This window comes from Streptomyces sp. BR123, assembly GCF_013401435.1.
GTDB lineage: Bacteria > Actinomycetota > Actinomycetes > Streptomycetales > Streptomycetaceae > Streptomyces.
In genome coordinates, this window is the sequence record NZ_JACBGN010000125.1 from 1 (window position 1) to 19648 (window position 19648).

Genomic DNA, 19648 nt, shown 5'->3' on the forward strand with positions numbered 1-19648 from the left:
CCGCTCCCCCACACCCACCCGGCACACCCCCGCAGAACCCGTCAGTTAAGGCAGCACCTGAACAACAACGCCACCACCGACGAACCCAACGACCCACCACACAAAACGAAACCCCCACCAGCGAAACAACCGGCTCATCCACACGCTACATCGGCGTCACCGAGGATCGAGCACTTCCGGCTTCCGCCGGCACGAGCTGGATCTCTCACTTCGTCAACGTCAACGCTGTCGGCACGTTCTTCTGGGCCGAGGACCAGGTCCTTCGGCTCTGCTTCGACCCCCTGTTCCCTGATGACCGCTGGGGCGCCGCACCCGACGAGCTCCTCGACGTCATGACTCGCATCGGCTTCCACTTCGACGACGACGTGCCGGAAACAGAGATGGACCTGTCCTCACCAGCCGCGTTTGCGCTGGCGGAACACCTGACCGGCGTCGCCATCACGCCCGAGCTGCTCCAGACCACCTCTTTCACCTGTGCCAGCGTCCAGATCCGCTGACAATCGATTGGCTGCTGGATCGCCGGGGCAGCCTTCTTGCTTCCATGCAGACAACAACGCGGTGCCCAGCTCGCGCTCGCGGCCGGGCATCACGCCTGTGTGCCTGGTGTCAGCCACCGGTGATCGAGAAGCCGATCACGACACCCGCCGTCACGGTGACCTTGCCGGGGGCGAGGTCGCCCTCCCCTCCGCCACCACCCGCTCGGCCATGTCCGCGGTAGGAGTTCTGCAGCAGGTGCGTCAGCGGCGCTGCGCCCGCCCCAGTGACATGGAAGGGCGGACGTGCGGGGCACCAGAACCGCCTGCCGCGCCCTTTCCGTATGGCGCCCAATTGCGTCAAGGAAGGTCCGGAGCATCGGGAACGGCGGTACGCTCCGGCTGCTCCCACGGCTCGCGCGGGGGCCGGGTGGGGAACCGTCGGGGGTGGACGAGTTGGCGCTGGATCATCGCTATGCCCTGAGCGTCGGGTGCAGGATCAGCGTGGAGAACAGAGCGGGTGTGACCACGGTGAACTGGAGCGTGGCCACGCTCTCGTCACCCCAGATGCGCCGGCCGCAGAAGGGCGAGGAGTCGATCGCCTTCGAATGCCCGCGGTGCCAGAAGGTCTTCGTCGCCACCGTCGAGAGCGTGGCCAAGGCCCGGCGCAAGCGCCTGATCTACCTGACGATCGGGTGGCTGCTGCTGCTCTCGCTGCTCGTCACGCTCCCCATGGCCTTCCAGCTCGGGGGCCAGGTCCTGGAGGAGAACGACACCTCGCTGAACCCCATGGCCGTTCTCGTGCCCCTCGTCGCCGTGGGATTCATCGCCGGACTGACCTTCTTCGGTGTCGGCCGCCGTTACGAGGGCATCAAGAAGTATCGCCTGCTCCTGCCGAACGGAAAGCGGACGGTGCTGGTCCAGGGGCACCGCTTCAACTGACCGGTCGCGGCCGCGCCCCCAGCCCGAGTCTCGACGTCCACGCGCGGCCCTGCGGCGGTGCGGCCGCAGGGCCCAGCTGCTGCCGGGCAGGCAGTACGTCGGCGATGGCTGCCGAGTTCCTCCGGTGCACCTGCGGCAGGGGGTAGCAGTACTCGCCGTGCGCTTAGGGACACCACAGCAGCCATCCGCAACAGGCCGGTGCTGAACCGGGCTGGCGGTTCGCCCGCCCGCCAGGAGCGGACCGCTACTCGTCGTCATCTTCGTCGAAGGGGGGTCCGGGTGGTGTACTCCCAGCCACGAGGCTGGCCCAGGTCGGCGGCCTGCGGTGCGAGAACATCGTCCTCTTGGGCGAGGTCCCCGGCGCCCGGCATCGTGACCTGCTGGCCTGGCCGCAGTGGTGGTGCTGGCTTCGACGAGGCGCAACGCCCCGGCGGTGGGCCGGGGCGCCGCTGGTGTGGTGTGGCCGGTGGTCACCGGAGGGTGGTCTCCGGCTGGACCGGCGCGGCGTCGTCGCCGTCGCCGCTGGCGGGGCCGCAGTCCCACTCGGCGATCACGGTGCCGGTCTCGCGGTAGTGGGCGATGGCCTGCTCGTCGAGGGTGCCGGGGCGTCGGTGAACCAGATGTCCGGCAGCGGCCCGTACGCGGCCTCGTAGGCGGTGACCCAGGCGATCGGGCCGTGCCATTGTTCGCAGCGTGGCGGATCGGCTGCCCGGCGGTCTCCTGGCACATGGTCGCGTAGGCGGGCGTGCCGAGCATCTCGTGCCAGGCGGCGTCCACGGCCGGGGAGAACATCTCGGGCATGGACTGGCCGTTGTTCAGGCGCTGGCCGGTGATGGTCAGGAACCGGCGCAGCTCGACGGTTGCTGTACTCATGGTGATCCCTCTCAGTGCCGGGTGGTACTGCGGCCCCGGGCCGGGTCCGGCCGGGGAGTGGTGCCAGCACCGCGCCTGCGGAAGTCGGTCTCCGGGCGGGTGGTTCACAGGGCCCTGACGGGCCGGGGATGCGGCGGCTTCGGTGAGGCGGTCGAGGCGCTCGTAGAGGGCGCGGATAAGGCGGGCCCGTCCCTGAGCGCAGCGGAGTGTGCCGTCCGGAGCGGGACATCGACAACGGGGAGACCGCGATATACGTGAAATCACGAGCCGAGGCGGAGGAGATCTTGCTTGGGAAGTTCCTCGCGACGGATACCGAAATGCCGAAGGCTTTGACGGGAAGGGGACTCGCCAGGATTCCGGCGACAAGGCCGGTATGTATCCTTGGGACGACAAGCTCGGAGAGGACGGCCGTGTTCTGGGACACGGTGCGAACAATCGGGACGGGGACCTTCCCCACCTCCTTCCCGAAATCTCCGTACGGTGGTGAAATCATCCGAATATTTTGGGGAGAGAGGCAATAAAATGCGGATGCAGGCGGCAAATCGTCTGACAATGACGAAGGCGGGCATCACGGCCCGCATTGCGGCGCACGAGGCGGGGCGGGTCGCCTGGGTCGCCGTCTATCCCGCGGACGGCGGATTCATGGTCTTCACGGTGGAGATTCCCGAACACCTGGCGGATGACAGCGCGTGCTACGGTGAGGAATCCATCACGCGGCGGAACGTGGGCACGTTCCTGACGATCGAGGAAGTCGACGGGGCCGTCACCGGCCTCGGCATCGACCCCGACGAGCTGGACGCCCCCTGGCGCAACGACTATCCGCTGTAGCGCGGGTCGCCGCGGAGGGCAGCCAGCAGCGGGCAGCGCCCGCTACACCGGTCCTTGAAGGTAGACCCGGGTATGTGAGACCCGAGAAGCGGCGGCGGTAAAGGCTATCGAGCGGGTGCTGCTGCGTACCGAGACGTGAAGAGAGCCAGGTGTGTCGCCGCTGGTGATCTGGACAGAGCGTTCCACCTCCGCCTGGATGCCACGCAGCTGGAGGTCTGCCACATCGGTGAACTCGATCCAGAAGCACAGCGTGTTGTACGCCTTCTCCGCCCACTCCGGCTTCGGGTGCGGTGGAAGCTGCTGGGTCTCGAAGCCGAACGTCACCGAGGTGTCGCGCTCGTCGATGTGCAGGTAGAAGAAGTGGCAGGTGCTCAGATCAGGTACCGGCGTGTCGTACAAGGTCCGCAGTTCCGGCCAATCGATTGAATCTGTCATTTACACACGCTCGTAGAAGGTGTTGACGTACGTCGGGGGGACGGTCGGGTAGAGCTTTGTTTCCAGGGGCCGGGAGAAATGGTGCCGACCGCTGTCGTTGCCATCCGCGTCCCGTGTGAACACACTGATTCTGCCTACCTTGAGCGACGCATGCGACGTGAACGAAACGGTGACACCAGGGCCGGTCACGTCCACCGCCAGTCGGTTTTGGGGCAGCGCACGCAGTGCGACGTCCGCCGTGACCGGGGGCTGCCACCCTTCCAGGAGGAATTCCTGGACCACATAGAACTGAATGTGGCACTGCATGGTGTCACCCGGGCCGCCTTGCCAATGATCGGGAAATCTCGGCAGGTCGAGTCGCAATGTGACGGTCGAGTCCCAGCCGTCCAAATGCACCGAGCGCAGTCGAACGCCTGTCAGGTCTGGAACCTCGTCATACTGCGACTGGAGGTCCGCATTCACTACAAGATCAGTCCAGGTCATAGTAGTAGTGTGCCTCGGCGTCGATGACCGTTGCGGGGGGCACCAAGGTGACGTTGCCGAGGTAGACGTGGGTTCGCCTGTCGAATCCGATGCAATGCGCGGAACTGCTTGAGCAGGCCTTGCGTGCCCGGAGTCCGAGACGACGGGTCAGCCGCCTCGGCTGCCACGCCACGGCCGAGCCGGGCCTGCCCGTGCATACAGCGCACTGTGCCGTCCGGCGGAATGGACAACCGGTAGCCGGCCTCGGCCAAGACGCGGGTGGCGAGGACGCGGTCTTGGTGGTCCGCGGGCAGCCGGTCGTCTGTACGGCGGACGTTGGCGGCGACTGCGCGGGCGGAGCCGACCTCAGATGCAGGTGAGGAGGCGGCAAGCTCGCCGGCCAGCATTCGCTCGCTGTCGGGGACGTCGGTCGGCCCACTGGTCAGCGCGGCCAGTCGTTTCTGGCCTGTGTCAGGGGGTGGTTGAGTCGCAGGGTTGTTCCGGTGGAGTCGCGGATGCCTGCGTCGTCGGTCAGCCAAGAAACTCGTCATATCCCGGCATAGACGCCCGAAGCCTTATCGAATGACACAAATGTTCGATATTGCTTGGCTGTTGGGCGACATCCGCCAACAGACCGTTCCTTGGGGGAATCATCGCTCCCCGCCTTTCTCAGCCCCGCGAGCGGCGCTGGCGGTGGGCGAGGTGGGGGCGGCGGCGCCCCGGTGAGGGATCAGGAGCGGCCTCAGATGAAGAGAATCCGCCCGGCACCGCGGCGCGCTGCGCCAGCTGTTCCACGGCCGGGGCCGCAGGGACGGGGAGTGCGGGCTTGGCCGTGGCCAGGATGGTGATGTGCGGGATGTGCCCGGCGCAGGCCTGGCAGACCCCGCGCCGGACCTCCACGACCAGCGGGCCGCGCCCCGCGTGGACGACGCTCTGGCCGAGCCGGCCGACCTGGTCGGCGCGCTCTTCGCCACCACGCCCGAGGTCGATCGCGCAGCTCGACCAGTCCAGCTCGCCGCGGGCACCAAGCTCGTCGAGCACCACGGGCGCAAGGCCGACCCGACGGCCGCTGTCGTGGACTCGCAGTCGGTGCGGGCAGCGTCGAATATCCCCAGGTCAACGTCAGGATGGGACGGCGGGAAGAACGTGGGCGGGCGGAAGCGGCACGTGGTGGTGGACTGCCTCGGCCTGGTCCTTGCGGTGCTGGTGACCGCGGCGATCATGCAGGACCGCCATGCCGCGGTGCCACTGCTGACAAGGCTGCGGGACCGGTACTTCTCCATCCGGCTGGTGTGGGCGGACTCCGGCTATGCGGGCCGGCTCGTCGACTGGGCTGCCGATAAGCTGACGCTCACCCTGCAGATCGTGAAACGCTCCGATGACACCACAGGGTTCGTGGTGCTTCCGAGGTGGTGGGTGGTGGAGCGCACGCTGAGCTGGCTGGTCCGCTCGCGTCGTCTGGCGCGCGACGTCGAGACGCTTCCCGCCATGCACGAGTCCATGGTGCTGTGGTCCATGACCATGCTGATAAGCGCCCGTCTGGCCGGACGGCGCCGGGACGCCTTCCTCACGCGGCCGCCGGCACCGGCTCCGTGACGGTGAACAGGCCCGGCTCCACCTCGGCGACCCAGCCCCGCGCGGCCAGCCGCTTCAGCTTCGAGCGCACCCCTCCACCCGGGCCGGCATCGCCCTCTCGCCGAGTGCGGGCGCGATCTGCTTCGCCCGCATCCCGCCATCGGCCTCCGGCGCGGCCAGGACCGCCAGGATCCGCTGGTACTCCGGCGCGAGCGCCTCCGCACTGCCGCCATCGGCGCGATGCGGCACCGTCGAGCGCGGCACCGCGGCCGCCCTCACCTGCCCCGTCGTCTCGGCGTCCGGCTCGGCCAGCACCTCAGTGACGGTCTCGCAGGCCTGACCGAGCCGCGCCAGCTGCGCTTCCGCCGCGCTGAGCGCGGCCCTGATCCGCTCGGCCTCCTCGCGCAGCCGGGCCACCTCCACGAACGCGACGCGAGCGGACGAACGCCCGAACTCTCCCTCCACCACAACGGGGCCTCCTCGGCGCTTGAGCTTCGCAACTCCGAGCTACCGAGAGGCCCCTCCTTCATACGCCGATGCCGCCACGATCACCCGAACAGGAACGCTGTTCGATCGCACCCACTCACGCCCGGGATGCGGATGGCTTCTCAGGCATCCACGGTATCCCGGTCGTCGATTTCGAGATCGAGCTGGCAGCGAGCGTATGGATCGACGGGACAGCCGCGATGCCGAAGCCCGACTACGCCTTCATCACCCTGACCAACGTGACTGCCGACGAAGCCGCCGTATTCGCCCGGTGGCTGCGGACTCCTTCCTCCCAGCACCACACCTGGTGCGCTTCGCCAGCAGCCTCGCCGTGGCCAACGGCGAACAGGATCCATGGCTCCTGCCGGCAGAAGGCGGCGACGAAGAGATCGCCACACAACTGAGGCGACACCTCGCCTCCATCGACGACCAATAGCAAGGGGCAGCGGGCCACGAGAGGGCCGCGCTCGTCCGCCACCGCCGCCCGCGCTACCTGGCTCGACACCACCGGACACCGGCCGCACCCGTTGGCGGCAGCTCGTCCAGGACCGGCGCGCTCTGCTCAGAGCTGTTGAGAAGGCCGTCGTCCGACGACCAAGACCAAGACCAAAAGGCCCGCACACCAGGTGCACGGGCCAAAGGAAAGAGGGACAGTGGCCAGCGATGGCGAGTGGCCCTTGAAGTGCGTCGACCGTAGCAGGGCGTATCCGGACCCGCCGGAACACAGCTGATCTGGGCCTGGCCTGTGTCAGTGATCAGGATGGACGGCTTGGACGCCGGTGCCGTCGTACAGCTCGGGTTCCAGAGTGAGCAGGTAGCGGCCGGCGGAGAAGTCTGCGGGGCGGGCCGCGTGGATGGCGTGGACAGTCGCCCAAGGGTGCCCAGCGTGCAGAAGCTCGGACACGGAGAGCGCGGCCGGTGGCATCCCAGCCGAGCACGCCCTTCCGCGGAACGCTTCCGGGGTGTGACCAGGGTCCGGTCCGACATCTTGATCAGTCTGCGCTGGGGAGCTGTCCCATCGCCTGGGTGGTGACCGTGGCCGTGACCTTCGCCCCGGGATAGCGTCCCTCCAGCTCATTGACCAGGTCTGTACGCGGCGGGGGTCTCCCCGGGCTGACACCCCGTCCGCGCGTGTGCGTCGAACGGGTCAACCGCTTCCGCAGCAGGGCTGATCGTCTCCCGTCAAGGAAGGCACCGTCGGGACATCTTGCCCACACAAGACGCTCGGCACAGCCGCGGGCTTCTCACCTCCTGGGAAGGCACGGCGGGCTCAGGCGGCCTCGAGGGAGTCGATCCAGGCGATCAGGCGAGCACCTTCACGGTCCATGACCCCCGGGTCCCGCAGGGCGTTGGCCAGCAGGGACATGCCCTGATAGGCGCCCACCAAGGTAAGGGCCAGGCCCTCGGGATCCAGCTGGCCGAGCTCGCGGAACTGACCCTCCACCCAGGTCAGCAGGAGCCGGACAACCCTGCCCGCCTCGACGTCCAGGCCACCCTGGTCGCGTTTTCCCAGCTCCGCGGCGAGAGTGCCGGTCGGGCAGCCATAGCGGACGGCGAGGTCACGCTGACTCACCCAGCCCTCGATCAGGCCTTTGAGGCGCTCACGAGGATCGGGGAGCTGGCTCAGCTGGCTGACGAGCAGGTTCAGGTGTCGCTCATGCTCGGACAGCGCGGCGGCGACTAGTTCGTCCTTGGTCTTGAAGTAGTAGTACACGTTGCCCACGGGCACCTCGGCCGCGCGCGCTATGTCGGCGATGGTGGTGCGCTCGGCGCCTTGCCGGTGGACGACGTCGGCCGCGGCTTCCATGAGTCGCCGCCGCTTCGCGCCGGCGACTCGGACACGGGCCGGCTCCTTCGAGTAAGTCACCTGACTAACTATACGACCTCGACTCGTGCTAACCTCCAAGTCAGTCAGCCAACTAACTAACGCGCTCTGATTCGAGGAACCCCGCATGATCGTTGTCACGGGAGCCACCGGAAACGTCGGCCGCACGCTCGTCCGCCTGCTGACCGAACAGGGACACGAAGTGGCCGCAGTTTCGCGCCGCATCACCCAGGCCGACGTCCCGCCCGGCGTGCAGGCCATCACCGCCGACCTCGCCCAGCCGGCCGCCGACCTGCCCGCCACGGCGGATGCGGTCTTCCTGCTCGTCGGAGGAGACCTCATGATGACCGGCGACCCCACCGCCGTTGTCACTCCGTTCGCGAACTACGGCAAAATCGTCCTGCTGTCCTCCCAGGGCGTAGTCACCCGCCCCGACTCTCTGTCTCACGGACAGGCCTTCGCCGCCTACGAGCAGGCCGTCATGGACTCCGGCACCGACTGGACCATCCTGCGCCCGGGCGGTTTCGCCTCCAACGCATACGCCTGGGCACCTTCGGTCAAGGCGAGCCGGACCGTCTCCGCGCCCTTCGGCGACGTCGGCCTCCCGGCCATCGACCCCGACGACATCGCCGCCGTGGCCGCCGCCGTCCTGACCCGGCCCGGCCACACCAAGGCCAGCTACGAACTCACCGGCCCCGCCTCGACCACCCCGCTCCAGCGCGCCGCCGCCATCGCCGACGCCATCGGCGAGCAGGTCACCTTCACCGACCAGACCCGGGAGGAGGCCCGCGCACAGATGCTCACCTTCATGCCCGCCCCGGTCGCCGACACCACCCTCGACATCATCGGCACCCCCACCCCGCGCGAGCAGACCGTCAGCCCCGACGTCGAGAAGATCCTCGGCCGCCCCGCCACCACCTTCGCCGACTGGGCCAGGCGCAACGCCGCCGCCTTCGCGTGACTGACGGCGCCGGCACGCATCGGGGCGTTCACGAGCACTGACGGAGCGCTCGCCAACGCGGCGCGGCGTCGTGCGGCTCCAGGAGAAGGCGGACGGATCACGGACGGACCTTCTGCGGGATGTACCGTGCCCTGCTGCCGGCGCGTGGAGGGGACGAGGACCTGGCCGTTGCACCGCGCGGTCGAGGAGCTGCGGTCAGGGGCAGGCCGGTCGGCAGCCCGGCGGCGGCCATCTGGTCGGCAAGCGCCTCCAGCTGTGCGATGCCGGGCAGCGGGTGGCGCTCGGCGTCCGGCTCGTCGGCCCGCAGGACGCCCAACGAGCGCCGCATGTCGGTGAGGGCCTGCCGGCCCGTCTCGGAGATCTGCAGCATCGCGGCGGTGGCCCGGTCCGGGGACCTGTGCTGCGCGTAGACGGCGGCGTCGGTGAGCGCGACCATGACGGACAGGTTGTGGGTGACGATGTCGTGCATCTCGCGGGTGATACGGGCCCGCTCCTCGGCGACGGCCAGCAGCGCCTGCTGCTCCTGGTGCAGCGCCAGCCGCTCGGCCCGCTCCTGCACGGCGGCGAGGTACGCCCGGCCGGTCCGCACGTTCACCCCGAGGACGGCGGCGGCGACCACCGTCGCGGAGAGCGCGACGAACGGGGTCAGGAACGCCCCGTCCTGTGTCCAGCGCAGGCAGGCCAGCACGGCCCCGCCCTCCACGACGGCGGCGGCGAGCAGCGTGCCGCGACGGCCCGTGTGCGCGGCCGCCGTGTACAGGGCCACCAACAGGGCGATGTCCGCGGGCAGTTGCACGTCCGCCAGCCACTGGACGAAGGCCGCGGCCACCACGGCGGCGAACACCGCGAGCGGAGCCCGGCGCCGCCACACCAGGGGCAGCGCCAAGGCGGCGGTGAGCGCCGCCGCCACCGGCAGCTCCCGGGCCGGGTACGTGGTCACGACGTTGAGCAGGAGCAGCGCCGGCAGTACCGAGTCCCACACCAGGGGCGGTACCCGGTCCCGGTGGCGCACCGTCCACACCGTCACACCTCTCCGCCGATCGGTCGTCGTGGCGGCCCGGCCGGGGCCGCCACCGCGTACAGCCGCAGCCTAGGCGGCGGGTCCGCGCCGCACATGAGCCCGGCGTCGGAGCGCACCGGGCAGGGGTACGACCACAGGAGGAGACCCGCCACCTCCCGCAGTCGCAGGCCGGCCGCCGGTCCGGGGTGCCCGGCTGCCACGCCGGTCGCACCGCGGCCCGCCCCGGTTGCCACCCCGGTCGCAGTCGGCGGCGACCCGGGGCCGATGCGGCGGCGCGGGCCCGGCGCCGAGCATCGACGGGTGACCGAAACCATCCCGGGGCTGTCCCTGTCCCTTCCGGAAGTCCTCGTCCTGCTGGGCGCCGTCGCGCTGCTGGTGGCGCGCTGGCTCCCCCCGGCCGCCCGCCGGCCCGGCACCGTCGCGGCCGGGGCGGTCCTCGTACCGTCGGCGATCGTGCTGGGCGTCCTGGGGATCCGCTGGCAGATGCTGCCGGTCCTGGCCGGCGCCGCCGTCGCCTCGGTGTTCGCCCTCCCGCCCCTGCTGCGGCGCCGTACCGGCCGACCGGCGCGGCGGGCACGCTGGTGGCTGACCCTGCCGGGAGCGCTGGCCTGCGCCGGCCTGATCGCCACCGGCCCGGTGGCCGCCTGGGCCTTCCCCGTGCCCGTCTTCCCCGAGCCGACGGGCGACTTCGCGGTCGGCACCCGGGTGGTGCAGTGGACCGACCCGCTCCGCCCCGAGAGCTTCACCGCCGATCCGGACGACCGGCGCACGGTCGTGGTCCAGCTTTGGTACCCGGCGCAGAAGAGCCCTGCGGGCGTCCCTCGGGCCCAGTACCTGGGACGCACGCAGGACGAGGCGCGGACCGTCTCCGAGGCCCTCGCCGACGGGGTCGGCCTGCCCGGCTTCCTGGTCGACGGCGTCCCGCGGGCCCGCAGCCGTGCGGTCGTCGGCGCCCCGGTGGCCGGCGGGGGAGAGCGGTTCCCGGTCGTACTGTTCTCCCCGGGGTCGGGCGGGGTGCGGTCCCAGAACACCGCCTGGGCGGAGGAGCTGGCCAGCCACGGCCACCTGGTCGCCGCCCTCGACCACCCGTACGACTCCGCCGTCGTCGTCCTCGCCGACGGCCGCACGATCCGCGCCGCCACCGCCTCCTCCGGGGACCGCGACCGGGACGAGGAGCCGGCCGCCGGCTGGACCGCCGTCCGGGCCGCCGACCTCGGCTTCGTCCTCACCCAGCTGGAGCGACTGGACCGCGGTGAGACCGCCGACCCGCTGACCGGACGTCTGGACACCGGCCGCGCCGCGGTGGCCGGCCACTCCCTGGGCGGAGCCGCCGCCCTGCAGGCGGCCCGGCAGGACCGCCGGTTCGACGCCGTCGTCGACCTGGACGGCTACCCCCACGGCCCCACCACGCCCGCCCTCGAACAGCCGGCGCTCGCGCTCACCCAGGAGATCACCGCCGGCACCGACCCGCGCTACCTGCCCCGGCTCACCGAGGCCCTCGGGCACAGCACCGCGACGAGCTACCGGCTCACCGTCCCCGGTGCCGGGCACCTCACCTTCACGGACGGCCCGCTCTACCTGCCGCCGGTGCCCTCGATCGTCGGTGCCCTGGGCCGCACCGAGAGCCCGCGCGTCGTCGCCGCGGCCACCCTCGCCTTTCTGGACGCCACCCTGCGAGGCCGCCACGGCGACCCGGCCGACGCGCTCCGGGCCTACGGCACGGTCTCGTCATCAGGGGCTCGGGGAACTGCGACGCCAACCCCGTGATCGGCCTTGCCCGTAGCCGCTCGGACAGCCCAGGGCCTTGCCCAACGCTTCCATCCGCGTTCAACATCGCCGATGGCACCGTCCTCCACGCTCTGCACCGACGCCACCGCGCCATCGAGTTCAAGGAGTTCCTGATCGCGATGGACAAGGCCGTGCCCGCCGAGCCGGACGTGCACTTGGTCTGTGACGACTGCGTCACCCACAGGACCGCCGAGATCCAGAAGTGGCTGGCCAAGCACCCCCGCTTCCAGGTCCACTTCCCGCCGACCGGCTCCTCCCGGATCAACCAGGTCGAGAGGTGGTTCGGCCTGCTGACGGACAAACTCATCCGCCGCGGCGTCCACACCTCCGTCCAGGCCCTGGAGAACGACATCCGCGACCGGATCGAGACCTGGAACGCGAACCCGAGGCCCTTCACCCGGGTGAAAACCGCCGACGAGATCCTCGACTCGCTCGCCGACCACCTCGCCAAGGTCGGGACCACCACACCACTGACACGACCAAGCAGAAATAGCCCTCAGGAGTTCGGGCGCATCACACTGGCGAGGAGACCCCAGCCGGCTGCTCCCGCGGGGCAGTCGGGCCCTGGTCAGATCGTGACCGGTCCGTGGGCGGTGGCGAACTCGACCGAGACCAGGCCCGGTTCTTCATCCTCGACCCAGGTGACGTCGATCTGGTCGAGGGGGTGGTCGGCCGGTTCGCCGAGGAATTCGGCGATGGAGGCGGCGTCACCGGCGATGGAGAGCCCGTGGATGGTGGTGGAGGTGCGCGGGTCGGCGCTCGGCCGCTCCTCGATGGGGACCAACCACTGGAGGAAGTAGGGCAGTTGCGGGTCCTCCAGCAGTTCCAGCAGGCCGATCTGCTTCCACCTCAGGTCGAACCCGTCGGGGCGGACACGGTGGCCCTCGGCCGAGGTGCGGCCCAGGCGGGCCTCGACCGGGGCGATGTCGTCGACGGAGACAACCCAACCGAGCCAGCCGCCGCCCTCGGCGGCGCGGCGCGCGACCGCCTGGCCGAAGGGTGCGCGGTCGGCGGCGGGGTGGTCGAGTGTGGTGACGACCTCGACGTAGGTGCCGCCGCTCAGCGGGAGAATGAAATTGCGGGTGCCGAATCGCGGGTGCACGCCCCCGTCGACGAACCCGGCGCCGAGGGCCGATCCGATCCACTGGACGGTCGAGACGAAGCTGTCGCGGGCCACCGCATAGGACACGTGATCAAGTCGCACTGCGCCATCGTCACCCGACAACCCGCACAAGTCCCGACGCCACGCCCGCCGCCCCGGCCGCGTCCGCCGTGGATTCAGCCGTGGAGCGGATCGATCACCGCCGTCCCCGCCGTCCCCGCCGCACCCCCGCGGCCGTCGAACGCCGCGCGCCACCTGCGCGGGCTTCCTCACCTGCGCAGCCACGTTCTTCCACGCCCACGGCATCACCCGCATCGAGCGGGTGATGGCCGACGACGCCAAGCACTACCGGCTCTCGCGCGACTTCCAGGCCGCCTGCCAGGCACTCGGCGCCCCGGCAGAAGTTCACCCGCCCGCACTGCCCCTGGACGAACGGGAAGGTCCCTGCCTCGGTGCCCCGCCCGACCTGTTCCGCATCCGGGACTGGACCACCGAGACCTACGCGTACCGGGCCGAGGGGCTCCCATCCCAGCCAGGTCGGAGGGTGCACACCGGGTAGGCGCCGGGCACTGGACGAGCAGGGGCGACTGGAGGAGGTGGCGGCCATGGCGCGTCCCGTCTGGGCCGGAAACTTGTCATTCGGCCTGGGCAGCCTGACGGTGGGTCGCCAAGCAGCCACCGACAGCCGGCCATTCACTTCCATCGGCTCCAGCGCGGCACCTCCGACCGCATCCGTAACCAACGGATCAACGAGCGCACCGGCGACCAGATCGACCTGACGGACAGCGTGAAGGGCTACGACACCGGCGACGAGTACGTCCTGGTCGAGCCGAAAGAGCTCGACGAGATCGCCCCGGGCCGATCCCGCTCGCTGGAGATCGCCGGCTTCGTCGTCCTGACGGAAGTGGACCCGATCTTCTCCGGCAAGACCTACTACCTCGGCCCGCGCGGCGCCACGTACGGGAAGGTCTGCAGCCTGCTGGAGCAGGCCCTGACCAAGGCCCGCACGGTGGGCATCGCCACCTTCGTGATGTGCCGGCACGAATACCTCCTCGCGCTGAAGGCCGAGAACGGACTTCCACGCTGCACACGCTGCACTGGGCGGATGAGATCCGGGATCCGAGGAACGAGATCGACACCCTGCCCGGCAATGCGAAGGCTTCGGACTGCTCGACGCGTCCCTGGTGCCGGCTGGCCATGGGCGGCCCCTCCGCTGTGGCGCTCGTACGTGCGACCTGCCGCACGGCCAGGGAAGTCCGGCTCAGGGCCCCGGGGATGCCCTTGCAGTACCCCCTCGGCAAAAAGGTGGGTGCGCCGTCATGCAGAAGGCGGTGGCCCTCCCCTTCTTCAGTGAACGGGCCCTTGCGGACCGGCCGCCAGGGCGAACATGAAGGAGGCCGACATGGAGTTCGTCCTGGTGGCGTTGGCGGTGGTGCTGCTGTCGAGCGCGAAGAAGCTGATCAGGAGCGTGGCCGAGCGGAACCGGGCGGTGGGGGAGGCGGTACTGATCAAGGCCCGTGGCGAAGCCGCCCGCCAGGAGGCAAAGGGCAAGGCCGAGATCATCCGGGCCCGTGGAGGATCCTCCACCCGGACCCGCGCGGTCCGCGAGGGGGGAAAGCGTGGCTGACCAGGACTTGTTCGAAGACGCCGTTGTCGCCATGTACAAGGCGAGGGGACGGGGCCTGGTCCATTTCGCCAGGGGGCTGCTGAAGGCGGAAGGGATCCCCGACTCCAGGGTCAGTGCCGAGGACATCGTCCAGGACGCCATCGTGATCACGCTCGTCAACAGCCAGAAGTATCCCGTCAGCAACCCCGGCAGCTACGCCTCCAGGGTGATCGTGAACCTGGTCCGCGACGAGGCCCGCCGCAAGGGAGTCGCGGACCCGCTTCACGATCCCCGGGGCCCTGCTGCGGAGCACCGCAAGGTGCTGTGGGTGTCGCAGGTTGAAGAGGACGTCGACGGCCGCCTCGACGCGGAGAAGGTGCTGCGGGAGATGTCCCCACAACAGCGGCGCCTCATCCTGCTGGCCAAGGGCGTCGGCTTCTCCCACTCGTAGCTGGCCGAGGCCACCAAGCTCAACCGAGGGACGATCGCCAGGCACATCTCCAGGGCCACCATGGGGCTGATCGCGGGGCTTGCTGTGATGTCCTTCCTGTTCCTGTTCCTGCCTCCGGTCTTCTCGACGGGAACTCCTCCGGGACCGGGCGGCAGCATCGGGGACTACCTGCGCTACCTCATCCCCACCACCAGCAGGGGGATCTCCATCTACGCGGGCGCCGCGGCGCTCCTCGGCACCGCCCTTGTAGTCCGCCGACTCCGCGGAACTGCCGCCCAGCGCCGCGCTGCACTCGACGACATGCTCCTGGCTGCCCTTCTGCAGAGGCAGGAGGCCGTGAGGGATCAGGTGGGGAGGCCTTTCCCGAGTCCTCGCGAGTACGCGCGCCACATGACGATCAAGCAAGAGTGGATCACTGAAAGGGTTCTCCTGAAGGGCAAGCCCGTGGGGCCCGACGGCAAGGCGATGACAGGGGAACACCCCGTTCACCTCTACCTCGCGGGCATGCACATCAGCTCGGTCATCGTGACCGGCAACGGCGACAACCTCATCGTCACCCAGCCCCTTGAAAATCAGCACCACACGGCCTCGTAAGCCCCCCTCGTACAGGCCTGACTCGAAGATGAGGCGGGGCATGATCGCCACGGCACGGTGGTCGGCCGCGTTCAAGGCTTCGCGTACGGCCCGCACCGAGTCGGGGATCAGTGCCGCGAGGCCGACGATGTCCGCGCCGCCGGCTGATCATCGCCGCCGCGCAGCGTGGGCAGGCGGAGGGGCCGGCCGGCTGTTTGTCGGTGGGGCCTGACAGTATCCCGGAGCACCTCCACCTGAAGGAGATCCATGGGTACCTGGGACGTCGGCCCCTTCGACAACGACACCGCCGCGGACTTCTGCGGTGACCTTGAAGAGGCCGCCGAGGCCGACCGGCCCGGCCTCGTGCGGGACGCGCTGCTGCGCGCCGTCGACGCCGACGACCCCCTCGACCAGCACCTGGCCGTCGAAGCGGTGGCCGCGGTAGCCCTCGTCGCCGCCCAGTGTCCCGGAGGCCGGCCCGTCACCAGCCCGTACGGGCCGGACCTGGCTGTCCCCGACCTTCCGGCCGACCTGCGGGGCATCGCCCTCCGCGCCTTGCACCGCGTCGAATCCGAACCTTCCGAGTTGCGCGAACTGTGGGCAGACACCGACGGGTACCCCTACTGGCTCCGCAGCCTGCAGCTCCTGCGCAGGGTGCTCGCCTTCCCCGCACCGCAGCCGGTGGCCCACTCCTGGGCCAGGATCGACACCTGAATGCGGCGACACGCCCCCGCCTCGTACGCGCTGCTCGCGCCGCCGGCCGACCCCGCCGAAGTGGAAGCGGCGCAGAAGTCGATGGGGATGCGCTTCCCCACCGACCTGCTTGAGTCGCTCGCCAGCCACAACGGGATCACCAGCTGGGCCAAACTGGTCCCCGACCAGCCGCCCATGTCCGTCGCAAGGATCCTCGACCACTGGCAGATGTGCGTCGAGATCGCCGGTGACGACCCCGATCTGACCGAACCGGACGGCGACCGCGAGCCCTGGTGGCACCCGCTGTGGATCCCGTGGGCGCAGAGCGACGGCGACTCCCAGATCATCGACATGCGCGAGGGCCCTGGGCAGGGCCGCCTGGGCAGTGCGGCACATGACGAGAGCGGTCACTTCGAGGACGGCTGGCCCTCGCTGGCCGTGTACCTGACCGCCGTGGCCGACGCGCTCGACCACGGCGGGGAAGTAGGCGGCAACGTGCCCTACCTCACCGAGGAGGGAGAGCTGTGGTGGACCTTTCCCCACGAGACCGAGCTGAACGGCGCGCCTCTCGTCCCCGCTCCTCGAACGTAAGCACCGGTCACCCCGGCAGCCGCAGGCTGCCGCGGTAGGGGAACCGGCCCTCGGGGGCGGGCCCGCAGCAGGCCGGGTAGACGGTCCCGGTGAAGCCGTCGCCGTGCCCCGGCCCGACGGGCCGCCTCGGTGGACCAGCCGGACAACCGGTCCGGCCGCGCGGCTAGAGCCTCGCGATGTCCTTGTGCACCACGTCGGCGCTGTCGGAGTGGTAGGCGGCCAGGCGCACCTTGAGCGGGTGGCCCGCCGGGGCCTTGATGATGACCTCGCGCGACTCACCCATGCCGATGCCGTGACACGAGGGCTCGGGGGTGAGGTTGGTCCAGCCGTCCCCGCCGACGGCCTTCGGATCGTTCCACTGGACCCAGGCGCAGTCACGCTCGCCGGAGGTGATCAGCACGTAGGTGATCTTGACGGAGTTCACGGCGCCGTCGATGCGCTCGTAGTTCACCGTCGCGGTGTTGTGGTGGAGGTTGGCACCGGCTTCCAGGGGGACCGTGCTGAGGGTGGTCTCGGCGGCGGCCGGGGCCGCCCCTCCCGCGAGTGTCGCGGCCGTCAGGGCAAGGGCAGCGGGCAGGGCAGTGGATTTGCGCATGTTCCCTCTCCACAAAGGTAGTTGGGACGGTCGCGCGCACACTATCCCCCGGGTCGGACATTCCCCTCCCGCGCCTGTCAGTTCAGGCCGCGGGAGGGGAAGTTGCCGCGAATCAGCGCTTGAGCGTGAAGGTGAAGTCACCGGAGAGCCTGGCGCCCAACCGGACCGCCGAGACGAGACTCCCTTCCGCGAGCAGGCGCTCGACCTCGGCCCGTGCGAGACCGCACCCCTCAGCGATGAGCCGTACCGGCCGGACCGGTATCCGGGCCGCGAAGCGTACCGAGACGTCGATCACCTCGCGGTCCAGGTGGTCCGAGCCGCCGGTGTCCAGGCGCCAGGCGCCGCCCCAGTCGAGGGCGATGCGATTGCGGCGCTGCAGTACCGGGTCCTGGAGCAACTCGGCGATCAGACCGTGGTCGTTGTCGTGCAGCCGGTCCAGCAGCTCCGGTCGTACGGAGCGGACGTTCGCCCGCTCGAAGATCGTGAGCTTCGCCGTGTCCCCGCACCCGGTGCAGAGGACGAGGAGCCAGGCGTCGAGCACCTTGTGGTTCGCGTTGACGCGGAACTTGCCGCTCGCCCGGAAGCGGTCGGACGCGCACGCATGGCAACGACGGCGGACGAGGGGCAGGCAGGTGGGAGTGACCACCCAGGTGTTGAGCACAGGTGTACACCGGTTTCAGTGAGAAATCCGCAGCAGGAAGCAGCACGGCGCGCAGATGCGCGACGCGCGACCGATCAGCTCTCGGGGGGTCTCACAGGGTGTACAAGGGGCTGCCTTCGGCTCGACGACACGTTCAGACAGCACGTTAAGCCCGCGCGGCGGGGCCGGCCCACCGGTTTTTCCGGACACACGCGGAAACGGCTCGGCTTCCCGGGGCGGCGACTTCGCACCCGCTGCCCCGGACGGTCGGTCACTCGCCGGAGAGCGCCGTGATGCAGGGCTTCTGGACCGCCGGTGCGCCCTGCCCGACATCGGGTGTGAGGGTGGACTGGCCGCCGTGCCGTGAGAGGTTCGAAGGGAAGGACGGCCGGCTTTGGCGGATAGGGTCGATTGCGCTCACGTGATCACCTCAGCGCTGGTGCGGGCCACCGGGGAGCCGTCCCGGTGCACCACTCCGACTCCCTGTACGCCGCACGTCTCGCCACCTGCGGGGCGGTGGCCACCCGCCGGTCCCTGCTGAGCGACCGGTGCGACGGCTGACCGGGGCAGCTCTCAGGAAGCGGGCCGGGCGGCTCCTGCCAGCGGTACGGCCTGCCGCGTGGGGCTGGGCGCGCCGGAAGGGCTGCCGCCTCGGTGCGGCGATCGAGCCCTACTCCTCGCGGGGCGCGTACGCCCCGAGCCGGCTGCACTCGCGCACCGTCGCCGTCACCGGACGCTCCCGCAGGATCTGCCGGGCCCGGTGCTCGCCGAGGCTCGTCGCGTACCAGGGCGCCGTGTCGGCGCTGCGCAGGTCGGCCTCGATGCCCATCAGGGCGCAGGAGCGCCGGGGTTCGGGCAGCCGGTCCAGGGAGGGGGCCGCGTCCGCCGAGAGGCCGCGCAGGTACGCCAGGTCGATCTTGTCGTCCTGCTGGTAGCGCGCCACGTTGTTCTCGGCGATGATCCCGTCCGGCGAGGCCAGCCCGAAGGCCAGTACGGTCGCCGCCGCGCTGCCGGCCACCGCGCGGGCCAGCCAGCGGCCGCCCGCCACCCCGGCCGCCATCAGCAGCACGATGACCAGGCCGAGCCAAAGCTCCATGGTGACGACGGACAGCCGCAGCCTGGTCAGCCCGTACGCGTCCACGTAAAGGTCCATCCGGCGTACCGCCGACGCGACCACCACGAGCGTCAGCAGGCACAGCGTCCCCAGGACCGACCGCACCAGGCGCCGGTCGCCGGTCCCGCCGCGCGGCGCCCAGCGCAGCGCGAGCGCGATGACAGCGAGGACGAACACCGTGGCCCAGAGCAGCTGCCAGAACCCCTGGCGCGCGTACTCGGCGTACGTGAGGCCCGTGCTCTCCAGCACCTTGTCGTAGCCGCCGAACAGCACCGCCAGCTGCACCGCGTTGAACCCGGCGAAGAGCAGATTCAGCACGATCAGCGGCAGGCTCCACTCCACCCGGGAACGCGCCTTGCCCGGCTTGGTCTTCACCCGGTCCCAGCGGTGCGGCGCCGCGGCCGTGCGGGCGACGGCCAGCGCCAGGACCGCGCCGACCAGGAAGAGCAGGAACCGCAGCGGGCCGTCCCCCACGGAGACGTCGGGGACCAGACGGCCGAGCAGGTCCGCGAAGGCCGCGTCGGCGGAGGCGAACAGCGCGCCGAAGAGGAGGAGCAGCAGGAGCGCCACCACGCCGGCCTTGGCGACCGGCAGCCACCGCTCCCGGCCCGCCC

Annotated in this window: 23 protein-coding genes and 2 pseudogenes; 15 read left to right on the forward strand and 10 right to left on the reverse strand. The window is 70.3% G+C overall.

The features are described 5' to 3' along the window. Positions 1-497, forward strand: a 497-nt coding sequence (locus tag HYE82_RS19850) for a DUF6461 domain-containing protein (protein WP_256987447.1), incomplete at its 5' end; no start/stop codon positions are given. A gap of 480 nt (positions 498-977) precedes the next feature. After that, on the forward strand, positions 978-1415 hold the full coding sequence (locus HYE82_RS19855) for a hypothetical protein (RefSeq protein WP_179175458.1): 438 nt from the start codon (positions 978-980) through the stop codon (positions 1413-1415). Positions 1416-1885: 470 nt separating this feature from the next. On the opposite strand, the gene HYE82_RS38245 is transcribed toward HYE82_RS19855, so the two are convergent. After that, a complete protein-coding gene (locus HYE82_RS38245) occupies positions 1886-2098 on the reverse strand; it encodes a hypothetical protein (protein ID WP_256987448.1) in 213 nt (70 codons plus the stop codon). Between the two features lie 742 nt (positions 2099-2840). Here HYE82_RS38245 and HYE82_RS19865 point away from each other — a divergent pair. Continuing rightward, positions 2841-3116: a hypothetical protein gene (locus HYE82_RS19865; RefSeq protein ID WP_179175459.1), complete on the forward strand. Its 276-nt coding sequence runs from the start codon at positions 2841-2843 to the stop codon at positions 3114-3116. A 42-nt stretch (positions 3117-3158) separates the two neighbouring features. Here the strand turns inward: HYE82_RS19865 and HYE82_RS19870 are convergent, their stop codons facing one another. Together HYE82_RS19870 and HYE82_RS19875 are read right to left on the reverse strand one after the other, a co-directional pair. Further along, positions 3159-3551: an Imm50 family immunity protein gene (locus tag HYE82_RS19870; protein WP_179175460.1), complete on the reverse strand. Its 393-nt coding sequence runs from the start codon at positions 3549-3551 to the stop codon at positions 3159-3161. Then, positions 3552-4034, reverse strand: coding sequence for an Imm50 family immunity protein (locus tag HYE82_RS19875; protein WP_179175461.1), 483 nt, complete (start codon positions 4032-4034; stop codon positions 3552-3554). A 900-nt stretch (positions 4035-4934) separates the two neighbouring features. Here HYE82_RS19875 and HYE82_RS19885 point away from each other — a divergent pair. Next, positions 4935-5609, forward strand: a complete 675-nt coding sequence (locus HYE82_RS19885) for a transposase (protein ID WP_369009816.1) — start codon at positions 4935-4937, stop codon at positions 5607-5609. Positions 5610-5663: 54 nt separating this feature from the next. On the opposite strand, the gene HYE82_RS19890 is transcribed toward HYE82_RS19885, so the two are convergent. After that, a complete protein-coding gene (locus tag HYE82_RS19890) occupies positions 5664-6056 on the reverse strand; it encodes a hypothetical protein (protein WP_256987449.1) in 393 nt (130 codons plus the stop codon). 68 nt (positions 6057-6124) lie between these two features. Between HYE82_RS19890 and HYE82_RS19895 the strand changes: the two genes are divergently transcribed. Further along, on the forward strand, positions 6125-6478 hold the full coding sequence (locus HYE82_RS19895) for a hypothetical protein (protein ID WP_179175464.1): 354 nt from the start codon (positions 6125-6127) through the stop codon (positions 6476-6478). 866 nt (positions 6479-7344) lie between these two features. Here HYE82_RS19895 and HYE82_RS19900 read toward each other — a convergent pair. Next, positions 7345-7881 (reverse strand): TetR/AcrR family transcriptional regulator, encoded by a 537-nt coding sequence (locus HYE82_RS19900; protein ID WP_179175475.1) that lies wholly within the window; start codon positions 7879-7881, stop codon positions 7345-7347. 145 nt (positions 7882-8026) lie between these two features. Here HYE82_RS19900 and HYE82_RS19905 point away from each other — a divergent pair, with 145 nt between their 5' ends. After that, on the forward strand, positions 8027-8860 hold the full coding sequence (locus HYE82_RS19905) for an NAD(P)H-binding protein (protein WP_179175465.1): 834 nt from the start codon (positions 8027-8029) through the stop codon (positions 8858-8860). A 97-nt stretch (positions 8861-8957) separates the two neighbouring features. Here HYE82_RS19905 and HYE82_RS19910 read toward each other — a convergent pair whose 3' ends face one another. After that, positions 8958-9887, reverse strand: coding sequence for a histidine kinase dimerization/phosphoacceptor domain-containing protein (locus HYE82_RS19910; RefSeq protein ID WP_309144382.1), 930 nt, complete (start codon positions 9885-9887; stop codon positions 8958-8960). Between the two features lie 258 nt (positions 9888-10145). Here HYE82_RS19910 and HYE82_RS19915 point away from each other — a divergent pair, with 258 nt between their 5' ends. Together HYE82_RS19915 and HYE82_RS39555 are read left to right on the forward strand one after the other, a co-directional pair. Then, positions 10146-11648, forward strand: coding sequence for a hypothetical protein (locus tag HYE82_RS19915; RefSeq protein ID WP_179175466.1), 1503 nt, complete (start codon positions 10146-10148; stop codon positions 11646-11648). A 140-nt stretch (positions 11649-11788) separates the two neighbouring features. After that, positions 11789-11941: pseudogene (locus HYE82_RS39555) on the forward strand (IS630 family transposase); the annotation flags it as partial. 296 nt (positions 11942-12237) lie between these two features. Here the strand turns inward: HYE82_RS39555 and HYE82_RS19925 are convergent. After that, complete coding sequence (locus tag HYE82_RS19925) at positions 12238-12873, reverse strand: VOC family protein (protein ID WP_179175467.1); 636 nt, start codon at positions 12871-12873, stop codon at positions 12238-12240. A gap of 148 nt (positions 12874-13021) precedes the next feature. Here HYE82_RS19925 and HYE82_RS38255 point away from each other — a divergent pair. The 7 genes and pseudogenes from HYE82_RS38255 to HYE82_RS19960 form a co-directional block, all read left to right on the forward strand. After that, positions 13022-13214 (forward strand): annotated as a pseudogene (locus HYE82_RS38255) (IS481 family transposase); the annotation flags it as partial. Positions 13215-13501: 287 nt separating this feature from the next. Beyond that, positions 13502-14125 (forward strand): Ku protein, encoded by a 624-nt coding sequence (locus HYE82_RS37305; RefSeq protein WP_369009817.1) that lies wholly within the window; start codon positions 13502-13504, stop codon positions 14123-14125. Positions 14126-14173: 48 nt separating this feature from the next. Next, positions 14174-14398 carry a hypothetical protein gene (locus tag HYE82_RS38260; RefSeq protein ID WP_179175457.1) on the forward strand — a complete coding sequence of 75 codons (225 nt, stop codon included), beginning with the start codon at positions 14174-14176 and terminating at the stop codon, positions 14396-14398. Continuing rightward, positions 14391-14828: a sigma-70 family RNA polymerase sigma factor gene (locus HYE82_RS19945; RefSeq protein ID WP_309144383.1), complete on the forward strand. Its 438-nt coding sequence runs from the start codon at positions 14391-14393 to the stop codon at positions 14826-14828. Before HYE82_RS38260 ends, HYE82_RS19945 begins: the two co-directional genes overlap by 8 nt. A 60-nt stretch (positions 14829-14888) precedes the next feature. Continuing rightward, positions 14889-15422: a hypothetical protein gene (locus HYE82_RS19950; protein ID WP_179175469.1), complete on the forward strand. Its 534-nt coding sequence runs from the start codon at positions 14889-14891 to the stop codon at positions 15420-15422. A 246-nt stretch (positions 15423-15668) separates the two neighbouring features. Next, on the forward strand, positions 15669-16115 hold the full coding sequence (locus HYE82_RS19955) for a DUF4259 domain-containing protein (RefSeq protein ID WP_179175470.1): 447 nt from the start codon (positions 15669-15671) through the stop codon (positions 16113-16115). After that, on the forward strand, positions 16116-16685 hold the full coding sequence (locus HYE82_RS19960; protein ID WP_179175471.1) for an SMI1/KNR4 family protein: 570 nt from the start codon (positions 16116-16118) through the stop codon (positions 16683-16685). Between the two features lie 163 nt (positions 16686-16848). Here the strand turns inward: HYE82_RS19960 and HYE82_RS19965 are convergent, their stop codons facing one another. The 3 genes from HYE82_RS19965 to HYE82_RS19975 form a co-directional block, all read right to left on the reverse strand. Continuing rightward, positions 16849-17280 (reverse strand): hypothetical protein, encoded by a 432-nt coding sequence (locus HYE82_RS19965; protein WP_179175472.1) that lies wholly within the window; start codon positions 17278-17280, stop codon positions 16849-16851. 112 nt (positions 17281-17392) lie between these two features. Continuing rightward, entirely contained in the window at positions 17393-17941 is a 549-nt protein-coding gene (locus tag HYE82_RS19970) for a DUF1062 domain-containing protein (protein ID WP_179175473.1), read from the reverse strand. Between the two features lie 649 nt (positions 17942-18590). Further along, the coding region (locus HYE82_RS19975; protein WP_179175474.1) for a DUF4173 domain-containing protein at positions 18591-19648 on the reverse strand (1058 nt) is incomplete at its 5' end.

Bases quoted from the DNA above. Each gene is read 5' to 3' on its own strand.
- HYE82_RS19870 (WP_179175460.1), bottom strand. From the start codon at position 3,551: ATGACAGATTCAATCGATTGGCCGGAACTGCGGACCTTGTACGACACG.
- HYE82_RS19915 (WP_179175466.1), top strand. From the start codon at position 10,146: ATGCGGCGGCGCGGGCCCGGCGCCGAGCATCGACGGGTGACCGAAACC.
- HYE82_RS19960 (WP_179175471.1), top strand. From the start codon at position 16,116: ATGCGGCGACACGCCCCCGCCTCGTACGCGCTGCTCGCGCCGCCGGCC.
- HYE82_RS38245 (WP_256987448.1), bottom strand. From the start codon at position 2,098: ATGGCACGGCCCGATCGCCTGGGTCACCGCCTACGAGGCCGCGTACGG.
- HYE82_RS19865 (WP_179175459.1), top strand. From the start codon at position 2,841: ATGACGAAGGCGGGCATCACGGCCCGCATTGCGGCGCACGAGGCGGGG.
- HYE82_RS19955 (WP_179175470.1), top strand. From the start codon at position 15,669: ATGGGTACCTGGGACGTCGGCCCCTTCGACAACGACACCGCCGCGGAC.
- HYE82_RS38260 (WP_179175457.1), top strand. From the start codon at position 14,174: ATGGAGTTCGTCCTGGTGGCGTTGGCGGTGGTGCTGCTGTCGAGCGCG.
- HYE82_RS19900 (WP_179175475.1), bottom strand. From the start codon at position 7,881: ATGGAAGCCGCGGCCGACGTCGTCCACCGGCAAGGCGCCGAGCGCACC.
- HYE82_RS19895 (WP_179175464.1), top strand. From the start codon at position 6,125: ATGCCGCCACGATCACCCGAACAGGAACGCTGTTCGATCGCACCCACT.
- HYE82_RS19965 (WP_179175472.1), bottom strand. From the start codon at position 17,280: ATGCGCAAATCCACTGCCCTGCCCGCTGCCCTTGCCCTGACGGCCGCG.
- HYE82_RS19905 (WP_179175465.1), top strand. From the start codon at position 8,027: ATGATCGTTGTCACGGGAGCCACCGGAAACGTCGGCCGCACGCTCGTC.
- HYE82_RS19875 (WP_179175461.1), bottom strand. From the start codon at position 4,034: ATGACCTGGACTGATCTTGTAGTGAATGCGGACCTCCAGTCGCAGTAT.
- HYE82_RS19950 (WP_179175469.1), top strand. From the start codon at position 14,889: ATGGGGCTGATCGCGGGGCTTGCTGTGATGTCCTTCCTGTTCCTGTTC.